Genomic DNA, 18,902 nt, shown 5'->3' on the forward strand with positions numbered 1-18,902 from the left:
AATCCAGTTTCCCGAAAGGCCCGTCAGACTCCAGTTGCAGAAACAACCCGGTCATAGCCCGCATAATCCTTTATCACCTGAATTTCATTAAAGCCGCTCGCTTTCAACAAATTCTGCACAGCAGCAGCTTGATTCCATCCAATCTCCAGAACTATATGCCCGCCGGATTTTAAAAACTGAGGTGCTTTTGAAATGATTCTTTTATAATAGTCAAGGCCATCTATGCCGCCGTTTAAGGCTATTTCAGGCTCTTTTTTTACATCTTCAGGAAGATTGCCCATTTCATCCTCCGGAATATATGGGGGATTGGACACTATCAAATCAAATTGCCCTATGTTTTTTTCTTCAAAGGGGTGCCATAGATCCCCTTTTATAAAAAAAACCCTGTTTTCTACATAATGCTTTCGGGCATTCTCTTTCGTATATTTTCCTGCTATTTCGGATATATCTGACGCATATACAATGGCATCAGGATGGTTTACAGCCACGGCCACGGCAATAGCTCCGCTGCCACAGCATAAATCTACCGCTCTGGGTTTTTTTAAATTTTTAGTTACCCGAAGAGATTCTTCCACGGCAAACTCCGTTTCGGGCCGGGGTATCAGCACCCCGGGCCCTACGGATATATCAAGTCCAAAAAACTCCCTATGCCCTGTTATATATGCCACGGGCATATGACCGCATCTTAGGTCCAGGAGCCTTATAAAACATTTCATATCTTTGTCGGAAAGTTTTTCCTCGTCGTTTACCAGCAGTCTGAGCCGGTCAACCGAAAGCGTATGAGCCAGCAAAATTTCCGCATCCAAAGCGGGATTTCCCACGCCGGCTTCAATTAATCTTTTTCGGGCTATGTCCAGCGCTTCACGGACATTCATCGGGCTACCGACTCCAGACTGTCGCCGGATTTTGCCAGTTTTCTGGCCTGGTCCTCCGCGATGAGGGCGTCTATGATGGGGTCCAGATCTCCGTTTAAAATGTTCTCCAACTGGTGAAGTGTCAGGCCTATGCGGTGGTCCGTGACTCGCCCCTGAGGAAAGTTGTATGTCCTTATCCTCTCGCTCCTGTCACCCGTTCCCACCTGACTGCGGCGGTTCTCCGCAATTTCCCTTTCCTGTTCTTCCTGCATTTTCTCAAGGAGCCGGGATCTTAAAACTTTCATGGCCTTTTCCCGGTTTTTTATCTGGGAACGCTCATCCTGGCAGGTCACCACCAGTCCAGTGGGAAGATGCGTGATCCTGACGGCGGAATCAGTGGTGTTTACCCCCTGCCCGCCGTGTCCCGACGCCCTGTATATATCGATGCGCAGGTCCGCAGGGTTTATCTCCAAGTCAACCTCCTCGGCTTCGGGCAAAACCGCGACAGTGGCGGCGGATGTGTGTATCCGGCCTCCTGCTTCCGTCGTGGGTATGCGCTGCACCCGGTGGACCCCGGACTCATATTTCAAGCGGCTGAAGGCTCCACGGCCTGAAATTTCGAGGACCACCTCTTTAAAACCACCGAGTTCGGTCGGATTTGAGCTCATCAGTTCAACTTTCCATCCCCTGCTCTCGGCATATCGGTTATACATCCTGAATAAATCCCCCGCAAAGAGGGCGGCTTCCTCGCCACCGGTCCCGGCTCTTATTTCCATGATTACATCCTTTTCGTCATTGGGGTCTTTAGGGAGCAACATGATTTTCAGTTTTTCCGCTAGATTTGCATATCTATCTTCAAGAGCTGCAATTTCGCTCTTTATTAATTCTTCCATCTCGCTGTCACCGGAATTCTCCCTCAATAATTCCCGGTTTTCATTTATCTCTGCGGCCACTTTTTTATACTCCCGGTAGCATGTGACAATCTCTTCCAGGGAAGCATGCTCTTTGGTGAGTTTTCTCCATTCTTCCTGTCTTGAAATCACCTCGGGGTCGCTGATTTTCTGAGTCAGTTCATCGTATCTTTTTTCGACCTCGTCAAGTCTGTCTATCATCATAAATCACCTTCCTGAAATACACAACATATTCTTACCGCTCGAAAGCCGCAACCGACCTGTTTCGAACCGTGCAGGTATCATAATACACTCTTCAGTGCTTCCAGCGCCACTTCAATCTGTGATTCGTCCGGCTCCCGGGTAGTCAACTTCTGAAGCCAGATCCCCGGAGCATTTAACATCTTTATCACCGGCGAATTGCTTTTGCCGGCCAGCCTGATAAACTCGTAGGATATCCCCGCCACCAGCGGCAAAAGCAAAATCCTCGAAAATATCCTCATGATGATGCCCGGCCAGCCCAGCAGGGAAAAAAGCAAAATGCTGACGACCATGACCACCATAAGGAAGCTGGTGCCGCACCTGGGATGAAGCGTGGTATACTTTGCAGCATTTTCAGGTGTAAGCTTTTCATCGTGCTCATAGCAGTGGACCGCCTTATGTTCGGCGCCGTGGTATTCAAAGACCCTCCTTATATCTTTCATCGACGTAATTATCAAAAGATAAGCCAGGAATATCAAGATCCGCAGTATGCCTTCTATCATATTGAGCCAGAATGGGCTTTTTACGTTTTCTCCAATTAGTTTAACCGCTGCGGTAGGGATTATGATAAAAAGCAGGACAGCAAAACCGATTGCAGAAAGGAGGGCCAGTGCGATATCTTTGCTTGAAAGTTTTTCTTCTTCATCCCCCGCCATGCTTGCTGAATAAGAGAGGGCTTGTATGCCTACGATGAGCATTTCCACCAGGGACAGCATCCCCCTGAGGATGGGCAATTTCAAGAATTTATATTTATCGGAAAGAGAGCGGTTTTCCTCTTTCTTTATAATTATTTCGTCATTTTTTCTGACGGCAATGGCAGTAAACTTTGGGCCCCGCATCATCACCCCTTCGATAACTGCCTGGCCGCCTATGTTAGGTCTTACCGGCTTCATAAAAGACCCCTCTCGTTATCTCTAACATTCATTTTATGCTATTTTGTAGTTCCTCTGGTATAGAACTTTGTTTTCATATAACTTTTTACAATATCCCAATCAGCTTTATATACTAATAAAGGCTAGAGCAAAACTCTAACCTTTTAAGACTACTCCTGGTCTTTCAGACCGAATCTCTTCTTGAATCTTTCTACACGTCCGCCGGTATCTACCAGCTTCTGCTTGCCGGAAAAGAAAGGATGACACTTGGAGCAAATTTCTACATGCAGCTCGGGTTTTGTGGACCCCGTCTCGAAGGTGTTGCCACAGGCGCATTTCACTATAGCTTTTCCGTATTTGGGATGGATTCCTTCTTTCATCGTTTTCACCTCTCTAGCTTATTTTCAGCGAATATCGCTTAAATTTCAGGCTATAAAAATACATTTGTTATTATAGCACAGCTTTTCGTTTTTAACAAGGGATTTGGTTTAAATAAATAAACTCCTGAGCAAGGCCAGGAGTTTATAAATGAGATAGTCAATAATTTATATTCAATTATAAAAAGTGCCATATATATTGCAAAAGGGGCCACTATATTTTTTCTGTAAATCATGATTTCGATAAAGGCGAATAATTCAAGCCTGTCCTAGTATTCCCGTTTTCCTTTGCTTTAATTTACTTGTAATTTTAATATTTCTTCTTCAGACAAACCGGTAATTTCAATTATCTCGTCCACTTTTCTGCCTTTATTTATGAGTTTTCTTGCTATTTCTAACTTAGCTTCCAGCATCCCTTTTTCCATCCCTTTTTCCATCCCTATAATTTCCCTTTTCTGAAATTCTTCCTGTAAAGCTCTTTCAAGGTTATATATCATCTCATCCACCTCCTCGCTTTCTTCTATTACTTCCGAAAGCCCTCTCTTTTCCTTCTCGGGGAGTCCCCTTTATATCACAGTTTTCATTCTGCTGCAAAAGTCTGCTTGAGCCCGAATAAGCGTCAAGTATTTCTAGACTGCCACCTTTGCCTTATCATAAGAAGTATCGTATTCCTTGGAGCCTTCGACCGTTATGCTTATAGTCTTATTATCCTTTTCTTCATCCAGTTTTGTGATTTTTTCTCTAATGTCTATCTTCCTATACTCGAAATAAAGAAGTTTTCATCGTATTTTTTCACGGTGACATACTCTTCCCCCGTGGAGCTTCCCGCAGAAGTCATCCATAAAATATCGACCTTATATCTGTAGCTTCCATCCTCTCCTCTTCCCAAGTCTGTAATTTTGTAGCTATCGACCCAGGGGCTCGAGACTCCGGTAACCCAATTCATGCCGGCAAGTTCTGAATACATAGCCTTTTTTAGCTCGGGGGACAAAACCGCATACTGCACGGCCCCACTTCTATCTTTCAGTGCCTCGGTCCAGGTGGTAACGGCTTCCATTGGATCTTTTGGAGCTAACGCCCGTTCCAGTTGATTTATCCTGAATTCCGGAGACCTGTCCTGGCCGGACTCTATTTTGACCGCATTGTTTTTCCCATCCCAGGAGACACCGGCACCAAAGGCTTCCGAAATCACTCTTATAGGCACCAATACTCTGCCGTTTACATTCTGAGGAGGCACATCTACTTTTAGCTCCCTGCCGTTCAAAATAATCTTGATAGGGGAAGCAGCGTAAGCTATTGTGAAGATCCCAACTGAAATCAAGAAGATAGCAATTATAGGTAATAATTTTCTTTTCATTGTAAATCCCTCCGATTATTTACGTTATTTTCACCAAAAGCAACATTCAAGTTATTTATTCCTTAAGTACTTTTTTAAGCCTGGCGTTATTATATTTTTATCCCATGAATTACAACATTTTAAAGATCCCTCCCTCAAACCTTTTTAGAATTACATTTTTATAATTCTCACTACCCTTTTCCTTTCCACCTGTTTAGACGAAGAAAAGTCAAAAAAAGTTCCATTAAAAAAGCGGAACTTTTTCCGACTTTTTTCGTCTAAAATAATAGAATAATAAAAATTATTTTAGGCTGTACTTGCTTAATTTTAAAAAAGGGCGGTGCTCCATGAAGAAGACCATCTTTATAGTTGTTTTTATCGTTATTTTCATTATTCCGATTACTTATTACACATTAAAGACCCAGGCTTTGTCGGAATCCCTTTCTCGAGTAAATCCTTCTTCAGAGGAAAACTCAAAGAGTAATGATAATAAAGATAAAGCCCCGGATATAAGTTCACAGGTTTCCTCCCCTGAAAAGAAAAGTCCCGCAAAACCGGAACTTTTACCCTACAATGGCCCTATAGAAAATATATTTTTTCATCCACTTATTGCATACCCAAAACTTGCCTTTGACGGGGACTATCTTTCAAAGGGATATGATGACTGGTTCGTCACTGTAAATGAATTCAAGAGAATCCTTGAGGCTCTTTACAAAAACAATTACATACTGATAGATACGAAATCTATTTTTGAGGAAAAGATAGTGGATGGAAAAAAAGTCCTGGTTAAAAAAACCTTGATGCTTCCCCCGGGCAAAAAACCCCTTATAATATCGGTGGATGACCTCAATTATTATGACTACATGATTAAAAACGGCAATGTTTTCAGGCTGATACTGGACGAAAACGGAAATGTAGCCACCTATTCTGTTTCTCCAGAGGGGGAAGTAGTTATCTCGCATGATAATGAAATAATTCCTATTCTTGATAATTTTGTAAAGGAACATGAGGACTTTTCGCTTCATGGGGCAAAGGGCATTATTGGCCTCACAGGTTATCAGGGCATCCTGGGGTATAGAACCAATGAAGCGGACTCTATATCCTATGAAAGGCAAAAAAGCGAAGCTCTGCAGGTGGTCAAGCGCTTAAAGGAAACCGGGTGGGAATTTGCCTCCCACAGTTACGGTCATCCTGATGTGAGAAAAATTAGTTTAGAAAAGTTGAAAAGAGATACCTTGAAATGGAAAATGGAGGTAGAACCCCTGATAGGGCCGACACCCATATATATCTACCCTTACGGCAGCAGCCTTTCTTCGAAGGATCCCAAGTTCAAATTTTTACTGCAATCCGGATTCAATGTTTTTTACGGTGTAGGGCCAAAACCCTATGAAAACTTTGAGAGTAATTTTATAGAAATGGACAGAAGGCATATAGATGGTATCGCTATGAAAACTCAGGACAAGATGCTCTCACCTCTGTTCGATGTCCGGGAAGTTATAGATAGCGTAAGGCCTGTATCTTCAACTCAAAATTTGCCTTTTTTTACCGGCTCACCATAAACAGGCCCATATATTCTTTTAATCTGGTCCCCTGCAATATCAAAGAAAGGAGCTGAGAATTACCAGCTCCCTTTGTGTTCTTTACAAAATTATTTCAATTCGTTGAGTAGCCTTACGCTATATTCACCTGCTGAATCCGAAGGCTTTCATCATGAGCCTATTTATATCGGTGTTATCCATATGTCTGGCAAAGTCGGAAGCATTGGGGCCGTAAGCCATTACAGGTACGTCTGCTCCGGTATGGCCTCCGGAAGTCCAACCTACTAAAGCCCTCTTGCTCATTATATCGGCAGCTGTATTTGCCACAGCGTAGGAATCTGTTTTCTGGGCTTTGAAAGCATCCAGCATAGCCACCTGCTCATAGGGGGTAAGGTCTGTAATACCAAAATACTGGGCAAAAATATCCTTATAATTATCCGCTGTAAATTTGGATGCTATAACATCTTCAATGGAGTTCTTTTGAGCTTTTAAAACTTCTGGCTTGAAGTTGTACTGGCCGTATCCGCCGATGGAAAGTCCGCCGGTCTCATGATCTGCGGTTACGATAACCAGAGTATCTTTGCGGGATTTTGCAAAGTCAAGAGCTACCTTTACGGCATCATCAAAGGCTATGACATCTTTGGCGACAGTTGCTGCATCATGGCCATGAGAGGCGTGGTCGATGCGGCCGCCTTCCACCATAAGGAAGAATCCTTCCTTATCCTTGCTTAAAATGTCGATAGCCTTTTTGGTCATTTCTGCGAGGCTGGGTTCTTTTGCGGCATCTCTGTCAATATCATAGCTGGCATGGCTGCTCTTAAAAAGGCCGAGAAGTTTTCCGCCGGTGACCTTGTTCATTTCATCCCTGGTTTCCACAAAGGTGTAACCCATGTTTTTGGCTTCGGCAATAAGGTCCCTGCCATCTTCTCTCTTGCCGCCCTGGTCTTTTGTCACGAAATATCTTTTTCCACCGCCTAAAAGCACATCAACTTTATGGTTGAGCATATCAACGGCTATTTCATTTTCGGCATCGCGGTCCGCATTGTGGGAGGCAAAAACGGCAGGAGTAGCATGAGTGATTCTGGTGGTACTCACAAGACCGGTAGCCTTGCCGTTTTCCTGGGCATATTCGAGTATAGTCTTTACAGGTTTTTTGTTTACATCTACACTTATGGCCGCATTGTAGGTTTTAACACCTGTAGCAAGAGCCGTTCCGGCGGCTGCCGAGTCCGTGACCCACTTTTCGACAGGGTCATTGGGATATGTAGATGCGGTGCCGTTATATGTAAAACTATCCATGTTGAGAGCGCTGTCCTTCATTATACGTCCCAGTGTCATCTGACCGTATCCCATGCCGTCGCCGATGAGCAAAATTACATTCCTGGCGGGAGCGGCAGCTTCGGCAGCAGGAATATAGGAAAAAACAACGACCGATAATACCATAACCACTGCCAGCAACAAACCTATACTCTTTCTGGAAAACAACCTCACAAAAACCCCTCCTAAAAATAATAAAAAATTTAAAGCCTGTTTTTATTTTATTAGAATTGTTTTAAAATGATGTTAATGTGATGTTAATCATTGTTATATTCTGGTTAAGAGTTGTTAACAAAAAAGTGGTCGAATCCATATTACAATATATGCCATATTTCCCGGGAAATAGACATCTTTCCGACGTATTTATCCATTACATTCATTTTTAAAGCGCCCCTTTCTCTATATTTTCAGTGAGATTTCCGCCCCGTTCCTTATGGCCTCAACGGCTGTGGCCACCACATTGCAGTCGCCCACAAAGGTGTATTTTTCATGGCCTTTTAATTTTGCAAAGGTTTCATCAGGCTTGTTGCCCACCGCCAGGACAACATCGTCAAACTCCAAGAGCCTTTCGACACCATCTACAGTATATGACAGCTTTTTCCGGACCATACGGTTTATCTTCGCCTTTGTAACTATATTTACATGCAGCTCTTTTAATCTTTTTAAAAGAAGTTTTTTTACCATCGGAAATACCCCTGCAGCCACATCGTCCTGCATTTCCAGGACTGTCACATCCTTGCCTTTTTGGGCCAGAAATTCGGCAGTTTCAAGGCCAGTGAGCCCTCCGCCATATGAACGACGAGCTTTTCATAATATGTTCCAAAAATCACCCCTGGGCCGCAAGAAAGAGAATCGGTCCAGGGACAATATCAGAGCAAAATCTTATAATACGTGAACAGGGCAGCGGCACTCGGGAAGTTTTTGAAAACACTATGTCAAAACATAATATCCCCTACAGTATAAAGCACGTGCTGAACAACACCGAAGCTATAAAAAAGGCCGTAGAAGCGAATATAGGAATTTCGGTGGTGTCGGAAATAGCCATAAAAGAAGAAATTAAAAGCGGCAGGTTAGTAAAAATTAATTTAGAGGGCGTAAGGTTCTTAAGAAAGTTCAACATAATCTACCACAAGGACAAATATCATTCAAAACTCTTCGAGGAATTTATGAGGCATCTATGTTCTGGGAGGTTCTGACACTTAGCTCCTCCCAATACCTCCACATCATAACCCCGGCGCGCAATCAGAAGCTCGCCGCATTTTGGGCAATAAGTGTTGCTGCCTTCCTCATCTACCATATTTCCGGTGTAGACATAATCCAGGTATTTCATAGCAATTTTCCTTGCCCGCCGGATGGTCTCCACCGGTGTGGGCGGGAGGTCCAGCTTGAAATTGGGGAAGTAGCGGGTGAGGTGAAGCGGAATATCCTTTCTTAAAGAGGCCAGCCATTTTGCTAGAGCCTCTACTTCATCCTCACCGTCGTTCATACCGGGTATGAGGAGGGTGGTTATCTCCACATGACAGGATTTCTGGGCTATTTCCACCGTCCGCTTCACCGGAGATAGCTTCCCGAAGGTCATGTCCGTGTAAAAATCCTCGGTATATGCCTTCACATCAATATTCATGGCGTCTATAAAGGGCAGCAATTTTTCCAGCGGTTCCTTTTCGATAAAACCGTTGGTCACCAGGACATTCTTTAATCCCTTTTCCCTGGCCAGACGGGCACATTCTATCACATATTCGTACCATATCGTGGGCTCATTATATGTGTAAGCTATGCCTATATTGTCCTTCTGTCTTGATGCCACATTAACCAATTCTTCGGCGCTTATCTCTTCCGTCGGAACATCAGTAAGCTGTGCAATCTGCCAGTTCTGGCAGAACTTGCACCGAAAATTACATCCGAAGCTCCCCACTGAAAATATCCAGCTTCCGGGAAAGAAGTGATAAAGGGGCTTTTTTTCTATTGGGTCCATGCCCCAGGACGAAATCCGGGCGTAATTTATGGAATATAATTTTCCATCTATGTTTTTTCTTACACGGCAGGCTCCGGCTTTCCCCGGTGCTATCCTGCAATTATGCGGGCATAAAAAACAATGAACAAAACTGTCCTCTTGTTTTTCATAGAACATAGCTTCTTTCATGTTCTACTACCTTCCTTTATCGGCATTATTGTGCGGTGAATATTATGGCTAACGAATTTGAAAAAATTATGCCGTCAATAATGCCTCACCACTTGGAATCTTTCCAGCTTATAATCCTCATCGGGGCTGATGCCCGCCTTCCTCAAGGCTATGCTTATCTGCTCCTCCACGGTATCCACGCCCTCCAGATCTGGCAAAAGCAGTCCAGAGCGATAGCCCTTCTTCACAATGACGCCGTACTTTTTCGGGTCCAGTTTGTCAATAGAATCTACAGGCTCTGGCTTAGTTAGCACATCCACCGAATATACAAGCTCAGGAAGTTCTTCGGGCTTCACGGGTTCGAACCTTGGGTCCTCGCACCCCGCACTGATAGCGTTGTGCTGTATTTCCTCCGCTATGTTTTTCCTGGTGGGAAGATAGGTTCCTATGCACCCCCGAAGTTCTCCATGCTTTTTAATGGATACGAACACCCCGGCCCTGCCGGCAAGCATATCTTCAGGCAAATCCGCCGGAATTTCAGGTATCCTGCCTTCTTTTACGTACGTCTCCAGGGTTTGCCGCGCAAGACTCACATAAGGGTCTTCGTTTTTTCTGCGATTTTCGATTTTTTGCCGCCTTTTTTCATAAAGTTTTTTCAAAAGGCTCTCCCTCTTTGCTTCGGGGTAGAAGGAAGCCACACAGTAACCTACGCCAAAGGGGCCTTCGTAGGAAAGCACCTGTGCTTTAACTTTGTATCCGTCCAGGGCTCCTAGCATAACCCATATGGACCTCAGGCCGCACTCCCCCGCCTCCTCTATTAACCCAGATTCCAATTCGGCTATTTGCTCCACATCAAAATTCTCAAGCAAAGACACAAGCTTATGGTCAAATTCCGCTCCCTGGGGACTGTACCCGGCAGGTGCACCGGGAATGAGCCTGTGGGAAAGGTCGCTGCTCGCAACTACAACAACTCTTCTGCCGAGAGCTTCCGCAGCGTCGCTTATTGCTGCACCGAAGGCATATAAATCCTCATATGGCAAAATTCCGTACGCTATCGGAAGCAGGCGGAAACCCGAAGCAAATTTAGACACGAAATGCATAGGCACTACCACGCCGTGGTCCAGTTCTTCCTTTATGCCGTATCTGGAAAGAAAAACATCCCGCGACCGCACAGCAGAGATACCATTTTGCCTCGCTATCCGTATAATCTCATTTTTTAATTCTTCATCGCTCTCAAACTCCATTTTCACCCCCGATGCGCCGAATGACGCTAGGCTGCCTTTGAGCGGAAAGTCGTATATGCATACGGCATCCCGAAACACCGGGCCGTGGGGTGATACAATCACGACCGTATCGGGGGCCAGTTCCCGAATCTGTCTTCCCACCTCCTCCGCAGCATTGACGGTAGATTTTACTTTTTGAGTCTCTACCCCGCCCACTTCCCTCACCATTATGGGAGGATGCGGCATATGAAAACCCGCAACAACAGCCATTGCAAACCCTCCTTAAATATATAATATCAGGGTTAAATCCCTTAATGCGCTGATATCCGATGAATTAGTATCAAAATCCGGCTGATTTCTCTACAGAATTTCCTCTCCCAAAGCCGCTGCTATGAGTCCCACTGCGACTTTAGCGGTCTCATTGCCCCGATCCAGTATGGGATTTACTTCCACAAATTCCAGCGATTTTATAAGCCCGCATTCCGCCAATATTTCCATTGCTAGGGCTGCTTCCCTATAAGTTATCCCCCCTCTCACCGGTGTCCCGACCCCCGGTGCCACCATGGGGTCAAGGACGTCCATATCAAAACTCAGATGAATTCCGGCAGTGCCTTCACCCGCAAATTTTACAGCAGTCCTTATAACATGCTCCATGCCATATCGGTCTATTTCATTCATTGTAAACACCTTAATTCCCGACTCCCGTATAAGCTTCTTCTCATCCCGATCTATGGCTCTTGCCCCTATAAGCACCGTATTTTCGGGGAGTACCTTCGGCGAAAAACCGCCGATATTGACCAGGATATCATTTCCTATCCCGAGGTTTGCTGCCAGCGCCATTCCGTGAATATTGCCCGAAGGAGTTGTATGATGCGTATTAAAATCGCCATGAGCGTCTATCCATATAAGGCCTATTTTTTTTAAAACCCTGCTTGCGCCCATTACTGTACCAAGGGCAATGCTGTGGTCGCCTCCCAGCACAAGGGGCACAAATCCATTTTCCAGAGCATCGCCCACCGCATCAGCAGTACGCTCGGAAGACTCCACTATTTCGTGAAGATACTTCAATTTAACGTCCTTTATTTTGCGGCTTTCGGGAGTAGCAACTTCAATGTTTCCCCTGTCTTCCACTGTAATCCCATTTTCTACCAGGCGCTGCTGCAGATGTGCATATCTGATGGCGCTCGGCCCCATGTCCACACCCCGACGATCAGCTCCCAAATCCATAGGGACTCCGATAATTCTTACCTTCATGTTGACACCCCAATTTTTAATTTAATTCTGATAATAATTTATTATGCGTTTCTAAAAAGCAATTTTACTATCCTTTTATCTTTTTTATTTGTTTTTTGTCTAAACAGATGCATCCACTGGCAAAATATCAACTGCTTGAATCACTTTTGTGGCATGATTACTTTGGTCATTTACCTTCCAGAGATTATGTACAAATCAAAATGGCAGGATTAAAATTTTCGTCCGCCCCTGCCTATAAAGTTTCTAAAGTTTCAATATATTTTTCCCCGAAGTTTAATGAATTGCCGGAAACCTTGCAGAAATCCATGTAACAAACCATCCTACCGCAGCTAAAACAATTCCAACTACTGCGCCTATAGACCATAGGCGTAAATTGCCAACTTCTTGATCTAATGCCGCTATATCTTGCTTTAGTTCTGTTCGTACAGAATTTATTTCTTGTTTTAGTTCAGATCTCACAGAACTAATTTCTTGCCTTATTGATCCCATTTCCTGACGCACAGATCCTATTTCTTGACGTACAGATCCTATTTCCTGCCTTACGGATCCTATTTCCTGACGTAAACTCTCATCAGTTTTTTGCATTTGACTTTGCAGAGAATTTATCTGCTGATTTATTGAACTTAATTGTTGTGCTAGCAGAAAATACCCCATTTCAGGCATTTTTTGAGACTGCTCGTCCATCCCGCTTGCAGCTTCTTTTTTAGCTTTTTCCATATCTTCCATCGGCATGCTCATCCCACCTTCCCCCTCTTTTTTATCTTACTATATTTTTGCTTAAAACACAACAGCCATCAAAAGTTGCTTCCTTCCCAAGTATACAGTATAGACCATCTTTCGCCCTTTTCACCTATGCGTTTATCATATTGGCTGGCTTTTTGAGAAAGTAAGTTTACAGAATGGCCTATTACGATGGTCTCCCCTTTGGAGTACAAAAAAGCTTTAATGGCTTTTTCAGCCACCTGCTGGGACAGAAAACAAGCTATGTGATATCCCCCCTCTTCAACACAACTATAATATCCAGATCGGTAAAAAGATCGGCCCGATTTTTAGCGTAAGAACCAAACAGACTTGAGATAAACGTTGATTCCCACATTCTATTCATGATTGGTAAAATCATCAAGTCTTGTTAGACAGAGTTTATCATTTTATAGCCTCTAATTCAACAATGTATTCCTTTTACCAAAAAAATTAAACCGAATCAAAGCTGGCCATGAGAAATCGACAAGAGACAAAAGCATGTCTTCCTAATGATGAATGCAGGCCATAATTATAGTCGTATAAATAGAATTAAACAAAAATATAAAAAAGCTAGGTAAATTTCTTGTAGTGGAAAATTCTTGGCAGCAAAATGACGGATAAAAGTGCAACTTTCAGATAAAATAATTAAAGATATAAATAAATATTAAATATTTTTCAATTCGGGTATTGATATTTTTTTAACATTATAATATAATTATATTTGAAGATAGTTATAATTTTCACAAGGAGGCTGTTAAAATGTGGGAAACCAAAATAAGCACTAACAGGGTTTTCGAGCTTCGCTGCAGGAACACCACGTATTTCGGAATAGGGAGCATAAAAAAGATAAAAGACATCCTGGAAGTTCTAAAAAACAAAGGCATAGACAATGTCATCCTTGTGACCGGAAAAGGTTCTTACAAGGCCAGTGGAGCCTGGAACGAGGTAAAACCGGCCCTTGAAGAATCCGGATTTAAATATTCGCTTTATGATAGGGTTGGACCCAACCCTACCGTGGACATGATCGACGAGGCGGTCAAAATCGGACGGGAAACCGGTGCAAAGGCCGTTATCGGCATCGGCGGTGGAAGCCCCATTGACACTGCCAAGAGTGTTGCCGTATTGCTGGAATATGCCGATAAAAATGCAAGAGAACTATACGAAGGAAAATTTACCCCAGAAAAGGCAGCTCCCATCATAGCAATAAACCTTACACATGGCACCGGCACCGAGGTTGACAGATTCGCGGTGGCAACCATCCCCGAAAAGAACTACAAACCCGCCATAGCTTACGAATGCATTTATCCCATGTATGCCATAGACGACCCCGCCCTCATGACAAAGCTTGATAAAAAACAGACAATAGCAGTCACCGTAGATGCTTTAAACCACATTACAGAAGCCGCCACAACCCTTGTGGCGTCACCCTACAGCATCCTTACCGCTAAAGAGACGGTCAGGCTGATAGTTCGATACCTTCCCGCCGCCATAATCGACCCCGAAAACCTTACGGCCAGATATTATTTGCTCTACGCTTCCGCTCTTGCAGGAATCTCTTTTGACAACGGTCTGCTGCACTTCACCCATGCCCTGGAACACCCACTGAGTGCGGTAAAGCCCGAGATAGCTCACGGTCTGGGCCTCGGAGCGATACTGCCCGCGGTTATAAAGACTATTTACCCCGCGGTTGCTGAAGTGCTGGCAGATGTATACAGCCCCATGGTGCCCGACCTGAAAGGCATTCCCGCCGAAGCGGAGTATGCCGCCAAAAAGGTGGAAGAATGGCTCTTCAATATGGGATGCACCCAAAAGCTTTCAGACTTTGGATTCACAAAAGATGACATCCCTACTCTGGTGAAACTGGCGAAAACCACGCCGTCTCTTGACGGATTGCTTTCCATGGCGCCGGTAGAAGCAACGGAAGAAGTAATTGCAAAGATTTATGAAGAATCCCTTTGAGCAAACCCCACAGGCTGCAAGGCCTGATATCTAAAAAAGTCCGGATAACCCGGACTTTTTTTTTAATCCTGTTCCAAATCCAGAAGAGGCTCCACATGCACGAGGGCTTTTGAATTGGTTTTTGATTCGATTGCTCTTTCCACCTGTTCCGATATGTCGTGGGCTTTTATCAGCGACAATTCGTTCTCTACCTGGATATGCAGGGAAATCATCTTCCTGTCGCCGTAATCGTGAACATGGATTTTATGAATGCCGGTCACCCCCGGCACCGAAAGGGCCAATCTTTCAATGCCCTCGATCATTTCCTGATCTGCAGCCTCTCCGATGAGCTTTGAAGAAGATTCTCTGGCAATACCGACACCGGTATAGACGATCAACGCTGAAACGCCCAGACCGAATACGGCGTCCACCTTATAATATCCATATTGCGATGCCACTATCGCCACCGCCACCAGAACCGACGCTATCCCGTCCGTCCTGTGGTGCCATGCGTCAGCTATCAATGCGGGAGCGTTTATTCTGGTGCCCAAATCTATGGAAAACCGGGCCATCCATTCCTTGAATATGGCACCCGCCACCATAATAGCGGCTATTGCAAAGCTGCCTTTGACCGGTGTATTTGATATAAGGCGGCCATAGGAAGATTTGCCGAACTCCACGCCCACTATTACCAACATTGCCGCTATCAGCAGTGTCGCAAGAAATTCTATTCTGCCATGGCCGTAAGGATGTTTTTCATCGGCCGGAGAACTGGACAGTTTAAATCCCAACAGCACCACCACCGATGTTAAAACATCCGAAGCCGTATGTGCCGCATCCGCAAGGAGCGAAATACTGTTCAACATAAGGCCGAACATTATCTTGATTGCTGCCAGGAAAAAATTGCCTATAATGCTGACCCACGCCTCCAGATAGGCATATTTTTTTCTTGCCTTAGCCTCTATAATCTTTTGAGACGATTGTTCTTCTTTTAAAAAACGGGTTATCATAAAATCCACGGTTTTTTTAACTATATTGTTCATCTTTCATCCCCCTTTATTCTAAATCTTTTTAGCGTATACGTTATATCTTACCCATTTTTATATATATAAAAAACTTGCGGTATGAGTCCCGCAAGTTTTTCTTGCTGCGCTGTTGCGCCCGGTATTTTACCTGTTCTCACTATGATGATAATATAACATGAAACGGTTATAAAGTCAAGCAAGATATTGATTCTCAAGTGATAGAGAGATTCATACTTACCGGACAAAGTTCAATCAACTTTCATTTCCACAGGGTCCACATGAATTAAAACATCGTTGATCTTCTTATTGTTGTCCAGTATTTTATTTTTTACTTCCACCGCCACGTTATGAGCCTCTTCAAAAGACATGCTTTTGTCCACTCCGATTTTCATGTCAACATATATGAAAGGTCCGCTCTGCCTCGCTTTTATGGTCTTTATCTCACATACCCCCCTGCAGCCTTTCACTATATTGGAAATATTATCTATCAGTATCCTGTTGCCAAATCCGTCCATTAACTGGTTTATTCCATCGACGGTAATATCCCACCCCATTTTAATTATAAACACCGTAACGCCTATGCCCGCTATAGGGTCCAGTATTACAATACCGTGCCTGGCTCCAAATATACCGATAAGGGAAGCTATTGAAGAGTACGCGTCGGAACGGTGATGCCATGCATTTGCAATAGTGGAAGGGCTCTGAATCTTCTTGCCAATCCTGTAAGTGTACTGAAACATGCTTTCTTTCACCGTTATGGATAAAATTGCAGCTAGAAGCGGAAGCAGCCCCGGTTCGGTCATATGGCCCGTCACTATGGATTCTACCGCCGAAAACGCTATATAAAAGCCTGCCAGTAACAGGAAAACTCCCACTACCGCAGTAGCCAGGGACTCGGCTTTACCGTGGCCGTAAGGATGCCCTTCATCGGCGGGCTTTCTGGCAACTTTCAAACTGAATAAAACCACAATTGATGCGATTATATCCGAGGCCGAATGGGCGGCGTCGGCCACCATAGCCGTGCTGTGCCCGACGATGCCGGCTGCCATCTTTGCCGCCGTAAGCAGTATATTTCCAACTATGCCGATCCACGAGGCTTTTTCACCCTGTTCGAAATACTGGCCATCCTGCTGCGTTTCTTGCTCTTGCTGCTGTAAGTTACGGCTCTCAACCATTTTTTAACCCTCCATAAAAATGTTACATTTTTCCACATTAGATGATCCGTTCCGAGCTGTGAAAGTCTGCAAAGCAGGCTGCAAAGTGCCCGGGGGCTTTTTCCACAAGTTGCGGGTCCTCTTCTTTGCATCTTTTCATGGCATACTGGCATCTAGGGTAGAACCTGCATCCCGGAGGCGGGTCAACGGGTGAAGGAACTTCGCCCTGTAAAATCTCCCTCGGCCGCCTCAGGTAAGGATCCTCAATGGGCACTGCCGTAAGCAAAGCTTCCGTATACGGGTGCAACCTATGGGCAAATATTTCCTCCGTCGGTGCCATTTCAACCATTTTACCGACATACATCACGGCAATATAATTTGAAAGATATTGTACAACCCTGATATCATGGGATATAAAAAGATAAGTTAAATCGAACTTTTCCTGCAGGTCCCGCATCAGATTCAATACCTGGGCTCTGACAGAAACGTCCAGAGCCGATATGGGCTCGTCCCCCACTATAAACTTCGGATTTAATGCTAGAGCCCTGGCGATACCCACACACTGTTTTTGACCGCTCGATAATGTATGCGGATATTCCCTGGCGATTTCAGGTTTCAGTCCCACTGTCTTCAAAAGCTCGGCAACTTTTTCTTTCAGCTCTTTCCCGCCGGCCAGGCCATGAACCACCAGCGGTTCTCCTATAATACTTTCAACATTTTTTCTTATGTCAAAAGAACTGAACGCGTCTTGAAAAATGATTTGAGCGCATTTGCGGAATTCTTTTTCATTGCACTGCTTTTTGTCATATATATTTTTATTTTCAAAGTAGACTTCTCCGCTGGTTGGCTTTATCAGGTTCAATACAAGGCGGCCTACGGTAGTCTTGCCGCATCCGCTTTCTCCCACAAGCCCAAGGGTCTGTCCCCGTTTTATCGTAAAAGAAACGTCATCCACGGCATGCACCCAGGAAGTCGGTTTTCCCATCAAACCGCCTCTGACAGGAAAATGTTTTACCAGGTTTTTTACTATGATAATGTCTTCTGCATTCGTCACCTAAACCCCTCCTTTAGTGGCGGCCCTTCTGTAACGGGTCGAATTCTTCCCTTACCCAGTTGCCCACAAGATTGAGGCACAGTACAGTTATGCCGATGATGAGACCGGGGAAAACCACCAGCCACCATGCATTCGTTATATACTGGCGCCCTTCGCCTATCATCAGACCCCAGGAAGAAGCCGGCGGTTGAATACCATAACCGAGAAAGCTCATGTTGGCTTCTGCTTCAATCATATGGGCCATTTCCAAGACATAGGTGGTTATGAGTGGGGAAATGACATTCGGCAGTATGTGGCCGAATAAGATCCTGGGCATGCTGCATCCGATTGCCCTGGAAGCTTCCACCATGGTTGATTCCCGCGCGGTTAAAACCTGGCTCCGGGCCATTCTGGCATGAATCATCCACCCTACGATTAAAAGTGCAATGGTCAGGTTTCTCTGCCCGGGTCCGAGCACCATGACGAACGTAAGGGCCACCAGCAAGCCGGGAAACGACGATTGAATATCCACCAGGCGCATAAACACCAGATCAACCCATCCGCCGAAATACCCCGATATAAGGCCTATTACCGTTCCTATGGCGCCCGCCACCGCAACTACCGTAAAGGCCACACTCATGGAAACCCTTCCGCCGTATATAAGCCTTGAAAGCACATCTCTTCCCTGCTGGTCGGTGCCCAGAATATGCGGAAAACCTCCCTTTGCGGGCACAGCGAGAGACGGCGGCTGAAGCCTGTGGACTATGTCGCTTTTTGCGGGGTCATAAGGGGCTATATATGGCGCAAAAATACTTACCGCTATAATTATCATCAGTACAATAAATGCAAAGAGGGCAAGACTGTTTCCTGAAAAGCGCCGCAAAAACCTCTGAAAGACATTTTTCTTTTCTTCAGGCTCTCGAATTTCTATTTGAATTTGTGTATTTGTTTGCAAATCCTGTGACAA

General features: G+C 44.7%; 20 protein-coding genes and 1 pseudogene. 3 read left to right on the forward strand and 18 right to left on the reverse strand.

Translation table 11 applies throughout. The features are described 5' to 3' along the window. Positions 1-23: 23 nt before the first annotated feature. The 6 genes from prmC to AC6I1H_RS08085 all read right to left on the reverse strand — a co-directional run bounded on the left by prmC (position 24) and on the right by AC6I1H_RS08085 (position 4,611). Positions 24-875, reverse strand: coding sequence for a peptide chain release factor N(5)-glutamine methyltransferase (gene prmC, locus AC6I1H_RS08060; RefSeq protein ID WP_497740436.1), 852 nt, complete (start codon positions 873-875; stop codon positions 24-26). After that, a complete protein-coding gene (gene prfA / locus AC6I1H_RS08065) occupies positions 872-1,966 on the reverse strand; it encodes a peptide chain release factor 1 (protein ID WP_497740740.1) in 1,095 nt (364 codons plus the stop codon). Before prfA ends, prmC begins: the two co-directional genes overlap by 4 nt. Positions 1,967-2,046: 80 nt before the next feature. Beyond that, positions 2,047-2,898, reverse strand: a complete 852-nt coding sequence (locus AC6I1H_RS08070; protein WP_497740437.1) for a DUF1385 domain-containing protein — start codon at positions 2,896-2,898, stop codon at positions 2,047-2,049. Positions 2,899-3,047: 149 nt separating this feature from the next. Beyond that, entirely contained in the window at positions 3,048-3,257 is a 210-nt protein-coding gene (rpmE, locus tag AC6I1H_RS08075) for a 50S ribosomal protein L31 (protein ID WP_120768670.1), read from the reverse strand. 290 nt (positions 3,258-3,547) lie between these two features. Next, positions 3,548-3,751 carry an Rpn/YhgA-type helix-turn-helix domain-containing protein gene (locus AC6I1H_RS08080; RefSeq protein WP_497740438.1) on the reverse strand — a complete coding sequence of 68 codons (204 nt, stop codon included), beginning with the start codon at positions 3,749-3,751 and terminating at the stop codon, positions 3,548-3,550. Positions 3,752-4,002: 251 nt separating this feature from the next. Next, positions 4,003-4,611 carry a copper amine oxidase N-terminal domain-containing protein gene (locus AC6I1H_RS08085; protein ID WP_497740439.1) on the reverse strand — a complete coding sequence of 203 codons (609 nt, stop codon included), beginning with the start codon at positions 4,609-4,611 and terminating at the stop codon, positions 4,003-4,005. A gap of 326 nt (positions 4,612-4,937) precedes the next feature. On the opposite strand from AC6I1H_RS08085, the gene AC6I1H_RS08090 reads away from it, so the two are divergent. Then, the gene (locus AC6I1H_RS08090; RefSeq protein ID WP_497740440.1) at positions 4,938-6,149 is read left to right on the forward strand and encodes a polysaccharide deacetylase family protein; all 1,212 of its coding nucleotides are present in this window, start codon (positions 4,938-4,940) and stop codon (positions 6,147-6,149) included. A 123-nt stretch (positions 6,150-6,272) separates the two neighbouring features. Here AC6I1H_RS08090 and AC6I1H_RS08095 read toward each other — a convergent pair whose 3' ends face one another. After that, positions 6,273-7,619: an alkaline phosphatase gene (locus AC6I1H_RS08095; RefSeq protein WP_497740441.1), complete on the reverse strand. Its 1,347-nt coding sequence runs from the start codon at positions 7,617-7,619 to the stop codon at positions 6,273-6,275. Positions 7,620-7,844: 225 nt separating this feature from the next. Next, positions 7,845-8,177: a hypothetical protein gene (locus AC6I1H_RS08100; protein WP_497740442.1), complete on the reverse strand. Its 333-nt coding sequence runs from the start codon at positions 8,175-8,177 to the stop codon at positions 7,845-7,847. Between the two features lie 59 nt (positions 8,178-8,236). On the opposite strand from AC6I1H_RS08100, the gene AC6I1H_RS08105 reads away from it, so the two are divergent. Beyond that, a complete protein-coding gene (locus AC6I1H_RS08105; protein WP_497740443.1) occupies positions 8,237-8,641 on the forward strand; it encodes a LysR substrate-binding domain-containing protein in 405 nt (134 codons plus the stop codon). Here the strand turns inward: AC6I1H_RS08105 and amrS are convergent. The 6 genes and pseudogenes from amrS to AC6I1H_RS08135 all read right to left on the reverse strand — a co-directional run bounded on the left by amrS (position 8,587) and on the right by AC6I1H_RS08135 (position 13,164). Beyond that, entirely contained in the window at positions 8,587-9,588 is a 1,002-nt protein-coding gene (gene amrS / locus AC6I1H_RS08110) for an AmmeMemoRadiSam system radical SAM enzyme (RefSeq protein WP_497740444.1), read from the reverse strand. The genes AC6I1H_RS08105 and amrS overlap by 55 nt on opposite strands. A gap of 74 nt (positions 9,589-9,662) precedes the next feature. Continuing rightward, on the reverse strand, positions 9,663-11,060 hold the full coding sequence (gene amrA / locus AC6I1H_RS08115; protein ID WP_497740445.1) for an AmmeMemoRadiSam system protein A: 1,398 nt from the start codon (positions 11,058-11,060) through the stop codon (positions 9,663-9,665). A gap of 90 nt (positions 11,061-11,150) precedes the next feature. Then, positions 11,151-12,044, reverse strand: a complete 894-nt coding sequence (gene rocF, locus AC6I1H_RS08120; protein ID WP_497740446.1) for an arginase — start codon at positions 12,042-12,044, stop codon at positions 11,151-11,153. Between the two features lie 273 nt (positions 12,045-12,317). Beyond that, positions 12,318-12,782 carry a hypothetical protein gene (locus tag AC6I1H_RS08125; RefSeq protein ID WP_497740447.1) on the reverse strand — a complete coding sequence of 155 codons (465 nt, stop codon included), beginning with the start codon at positions 12,780-12,782 and terminating at the stop codon, positions 12,318-12,320. Between the two features lie 56 nt (positions 12,783-12,838). Further along, a pseudogene (locus AC6I1H_RS08130) lies at positions 12,839-13,039 on the reverse strand (HEPN domain-containing protein); the annotation flags it as partial. Beyond that, entirely contained in the window at positions 13,027-13,164 is a 138-nt protein-coding gene (locus AC6I1H_RS08135) for a nucleotidyltransferase domain-containing protein (protein WP_497740448.1), read from the reverse strand. The gene AC6I1H_RS08135 and the pseudogene AC6I1H_RS08130, both read right to left, overlap by 13 nt. A 380-nt stretch (positions 13,165-13,544) precedes the next feature. On the opposite strand from AC6I1H_RS08135, the gene AC6I1H_RS08140 reads away from it, so the two are divergent. Further along, positions 13,545-14,744 carry an iron-containing alcohol dehydrogenase gene (locus tag AC6I1H_RS08140; RefSeq protein WP_497740449.1) on the forward strand — a complete coding sequence of 400 codons (1,200 nt, stop codon included), beginning with the start codon at positions 13,545-13,547 and terminating at the stop codon, positions 14,742-14,744. 62 nt (positions 14,745-14,806) lie between these two features. Here the strand turns inward: AC6I1H_RS08140 and AC6I1H_RS08145 are convergent, their stop codons facing one another. From AC6I1H_RS08145 to AC6I1H_RS08160, 4 genes are all read right to left on the reverse strand, one after another. Further along, positions 14,807-15,766 carry a cation diffusion facilitator family transporter gene (locus AC6I1H_RS08145; protein WP_497740450.1) on the reverse strand — a complete coding sequence of 320 codons (960 nt, stop codon included), beginning with the start codon at positions 15,764-15,766 and terminating at the stop codon, positions 14,807-14,809. 230 nt (positions 15,767-15,996) lie between these two features. Then, entirely contained in the window at positions 15,997-16,923 is a 927-nt protein-coding gene (locus AC6I1H_RS08150) for a cation diffusion facilitator family transporter (protein ID WP_497740451.1), read from the reverse strand. Positions 16,924-16,960: 37 nt separating this feature from the next. Beyond that, entirely contained in the window at positions 16,961-17,956 is a 996-nt protein-coding gene (locus tag AC6I1H_RS08155; RefSeq protein ID WP_497740452.1) for an ABC transporter ATP-binding protein, read from the reverse strand. Positions 17,957-17,969: 13 nt separating this feature from the next. Beyond that, positions 17,970-18,902 carry an ABC transporter permease gene (locus tag AC6I1H_RS08160; RefSeq protein WP_497740453.1) on the reverse strand — a complete coding sequence of 311 codons (933 nt, stop codon included), beginning with the start codon at positions 18,900-18,902 and terminating at the stop codon, positions 17,970-17,972.

The organism is Biomaibacter sp. TOL, from assembly GCF_059717795.1.

Coding starts and splice junctions, on each gene's coding strand:
- prfA (WP_497740740.1), bottom strand. CDS start 1,966: ATGATAGACAGACTTGACGAGGTCGAAAAAAGATACGATGAACTGACT.
- amrS (WP_497740444.1), bottom strand. CDS start 9,588: ATGAAAGAAGCTATGTTCTATGAAAAACAAGAGGACAGTTTTGTTCAT.
- AC6I1H_RS08150 (WP_497740451.1), bottom strand. CDS start 16,923: ATGGTTGAGAGCCGTAACTTACAGCAGCAAGAGCAAGAAACGCAGCAG.
- AC6I1H_RS08085 (WP_497740439.1), bottom strand. CDS start 4,611: ATGAAAAGAAAATTATTACCTATAATTGCTATCTTCTTGATTTCAGTT.
- AC6I1H_RS08125 (WP_497740447.1), bottom strand. CDS start 12,782: ATGAGCATGCCGATGGAAGATATGGAAAAAGCTAAAAAAGAAGCTGCA.
- AC6I1H_RS08070 (WP_497740437.1), bottom strand. CDS start 2,898: ATGAAGCCGGTAAGACCTAACATAGGCGGCCAGGCAGTTATCGAAGGG.
- AC6I1H_RS08090 (WP_497740440.1), top strand. CDS start 4,938: ATGAAGAAGACCATCTTTATAGTTGTTTTTATCGTTATTTTCATTATT.
- rocF (WP_497740446.1), bottom strand. CDS start 12,044: ATGAAGGTAAGAATTATCGGAGTCCCTATGGATTTGGGAGCTGATCGT.
- AC6I1H_RS08140 (WP_497740449.1), top strand. CDS start 13,545: ATGTGGGAAACCAAAATAAGCACTAACAGGGTTTTCGAGCTTCGCTGC.
- rpmE (WP_120768670.1), bottom strand. CDS start 3,257: ATGAAAGAAGGAATCCATCCCAAATACGGAAAAGCTATAGTGAAATGC.
- AC6I1H_RS08135 (WP_497740448.1), bottom strand. CDS start 13,164: ATGATTTTACCAATCATGAATAGAATGTGGGAATCAACGTTTATCTCA.
- prmC (WP_497740436.1), bottom strand. CDS start 875: ATGAATGTCCGTGAAGCGCTGGACATAGCCCGAAAAAGATTAATTGAA.
- amrA (WP_497740445.1), bottom strand. CDS start 11,060: ATGGCTGTTGTTGCGGGTTTTCATATGCCGCATCCTCCCATAATGGTG.
- AC6I1H_RS08080 (WP_497740438.1), bottom strand. CDS start 3,751: ATGATATATAACCTTGAAAGAGCTTTACAGGAAGAATTTCAGAAAAGG.
- AC6I1H_RS08105 (WP_497740443.1), top strand. CDS start 8,237: ATGAACGACGAGCTTTTCATAATATGTTCCAAAAATCACCCCTGGGCC.
- AC6I1H_RS08145 (WP_497740450.1), bottom strand. CDS start 15,766: ATGAACAATATAGTTAAAAAAACCGTGGATTTTATGATAACCCGTTTT.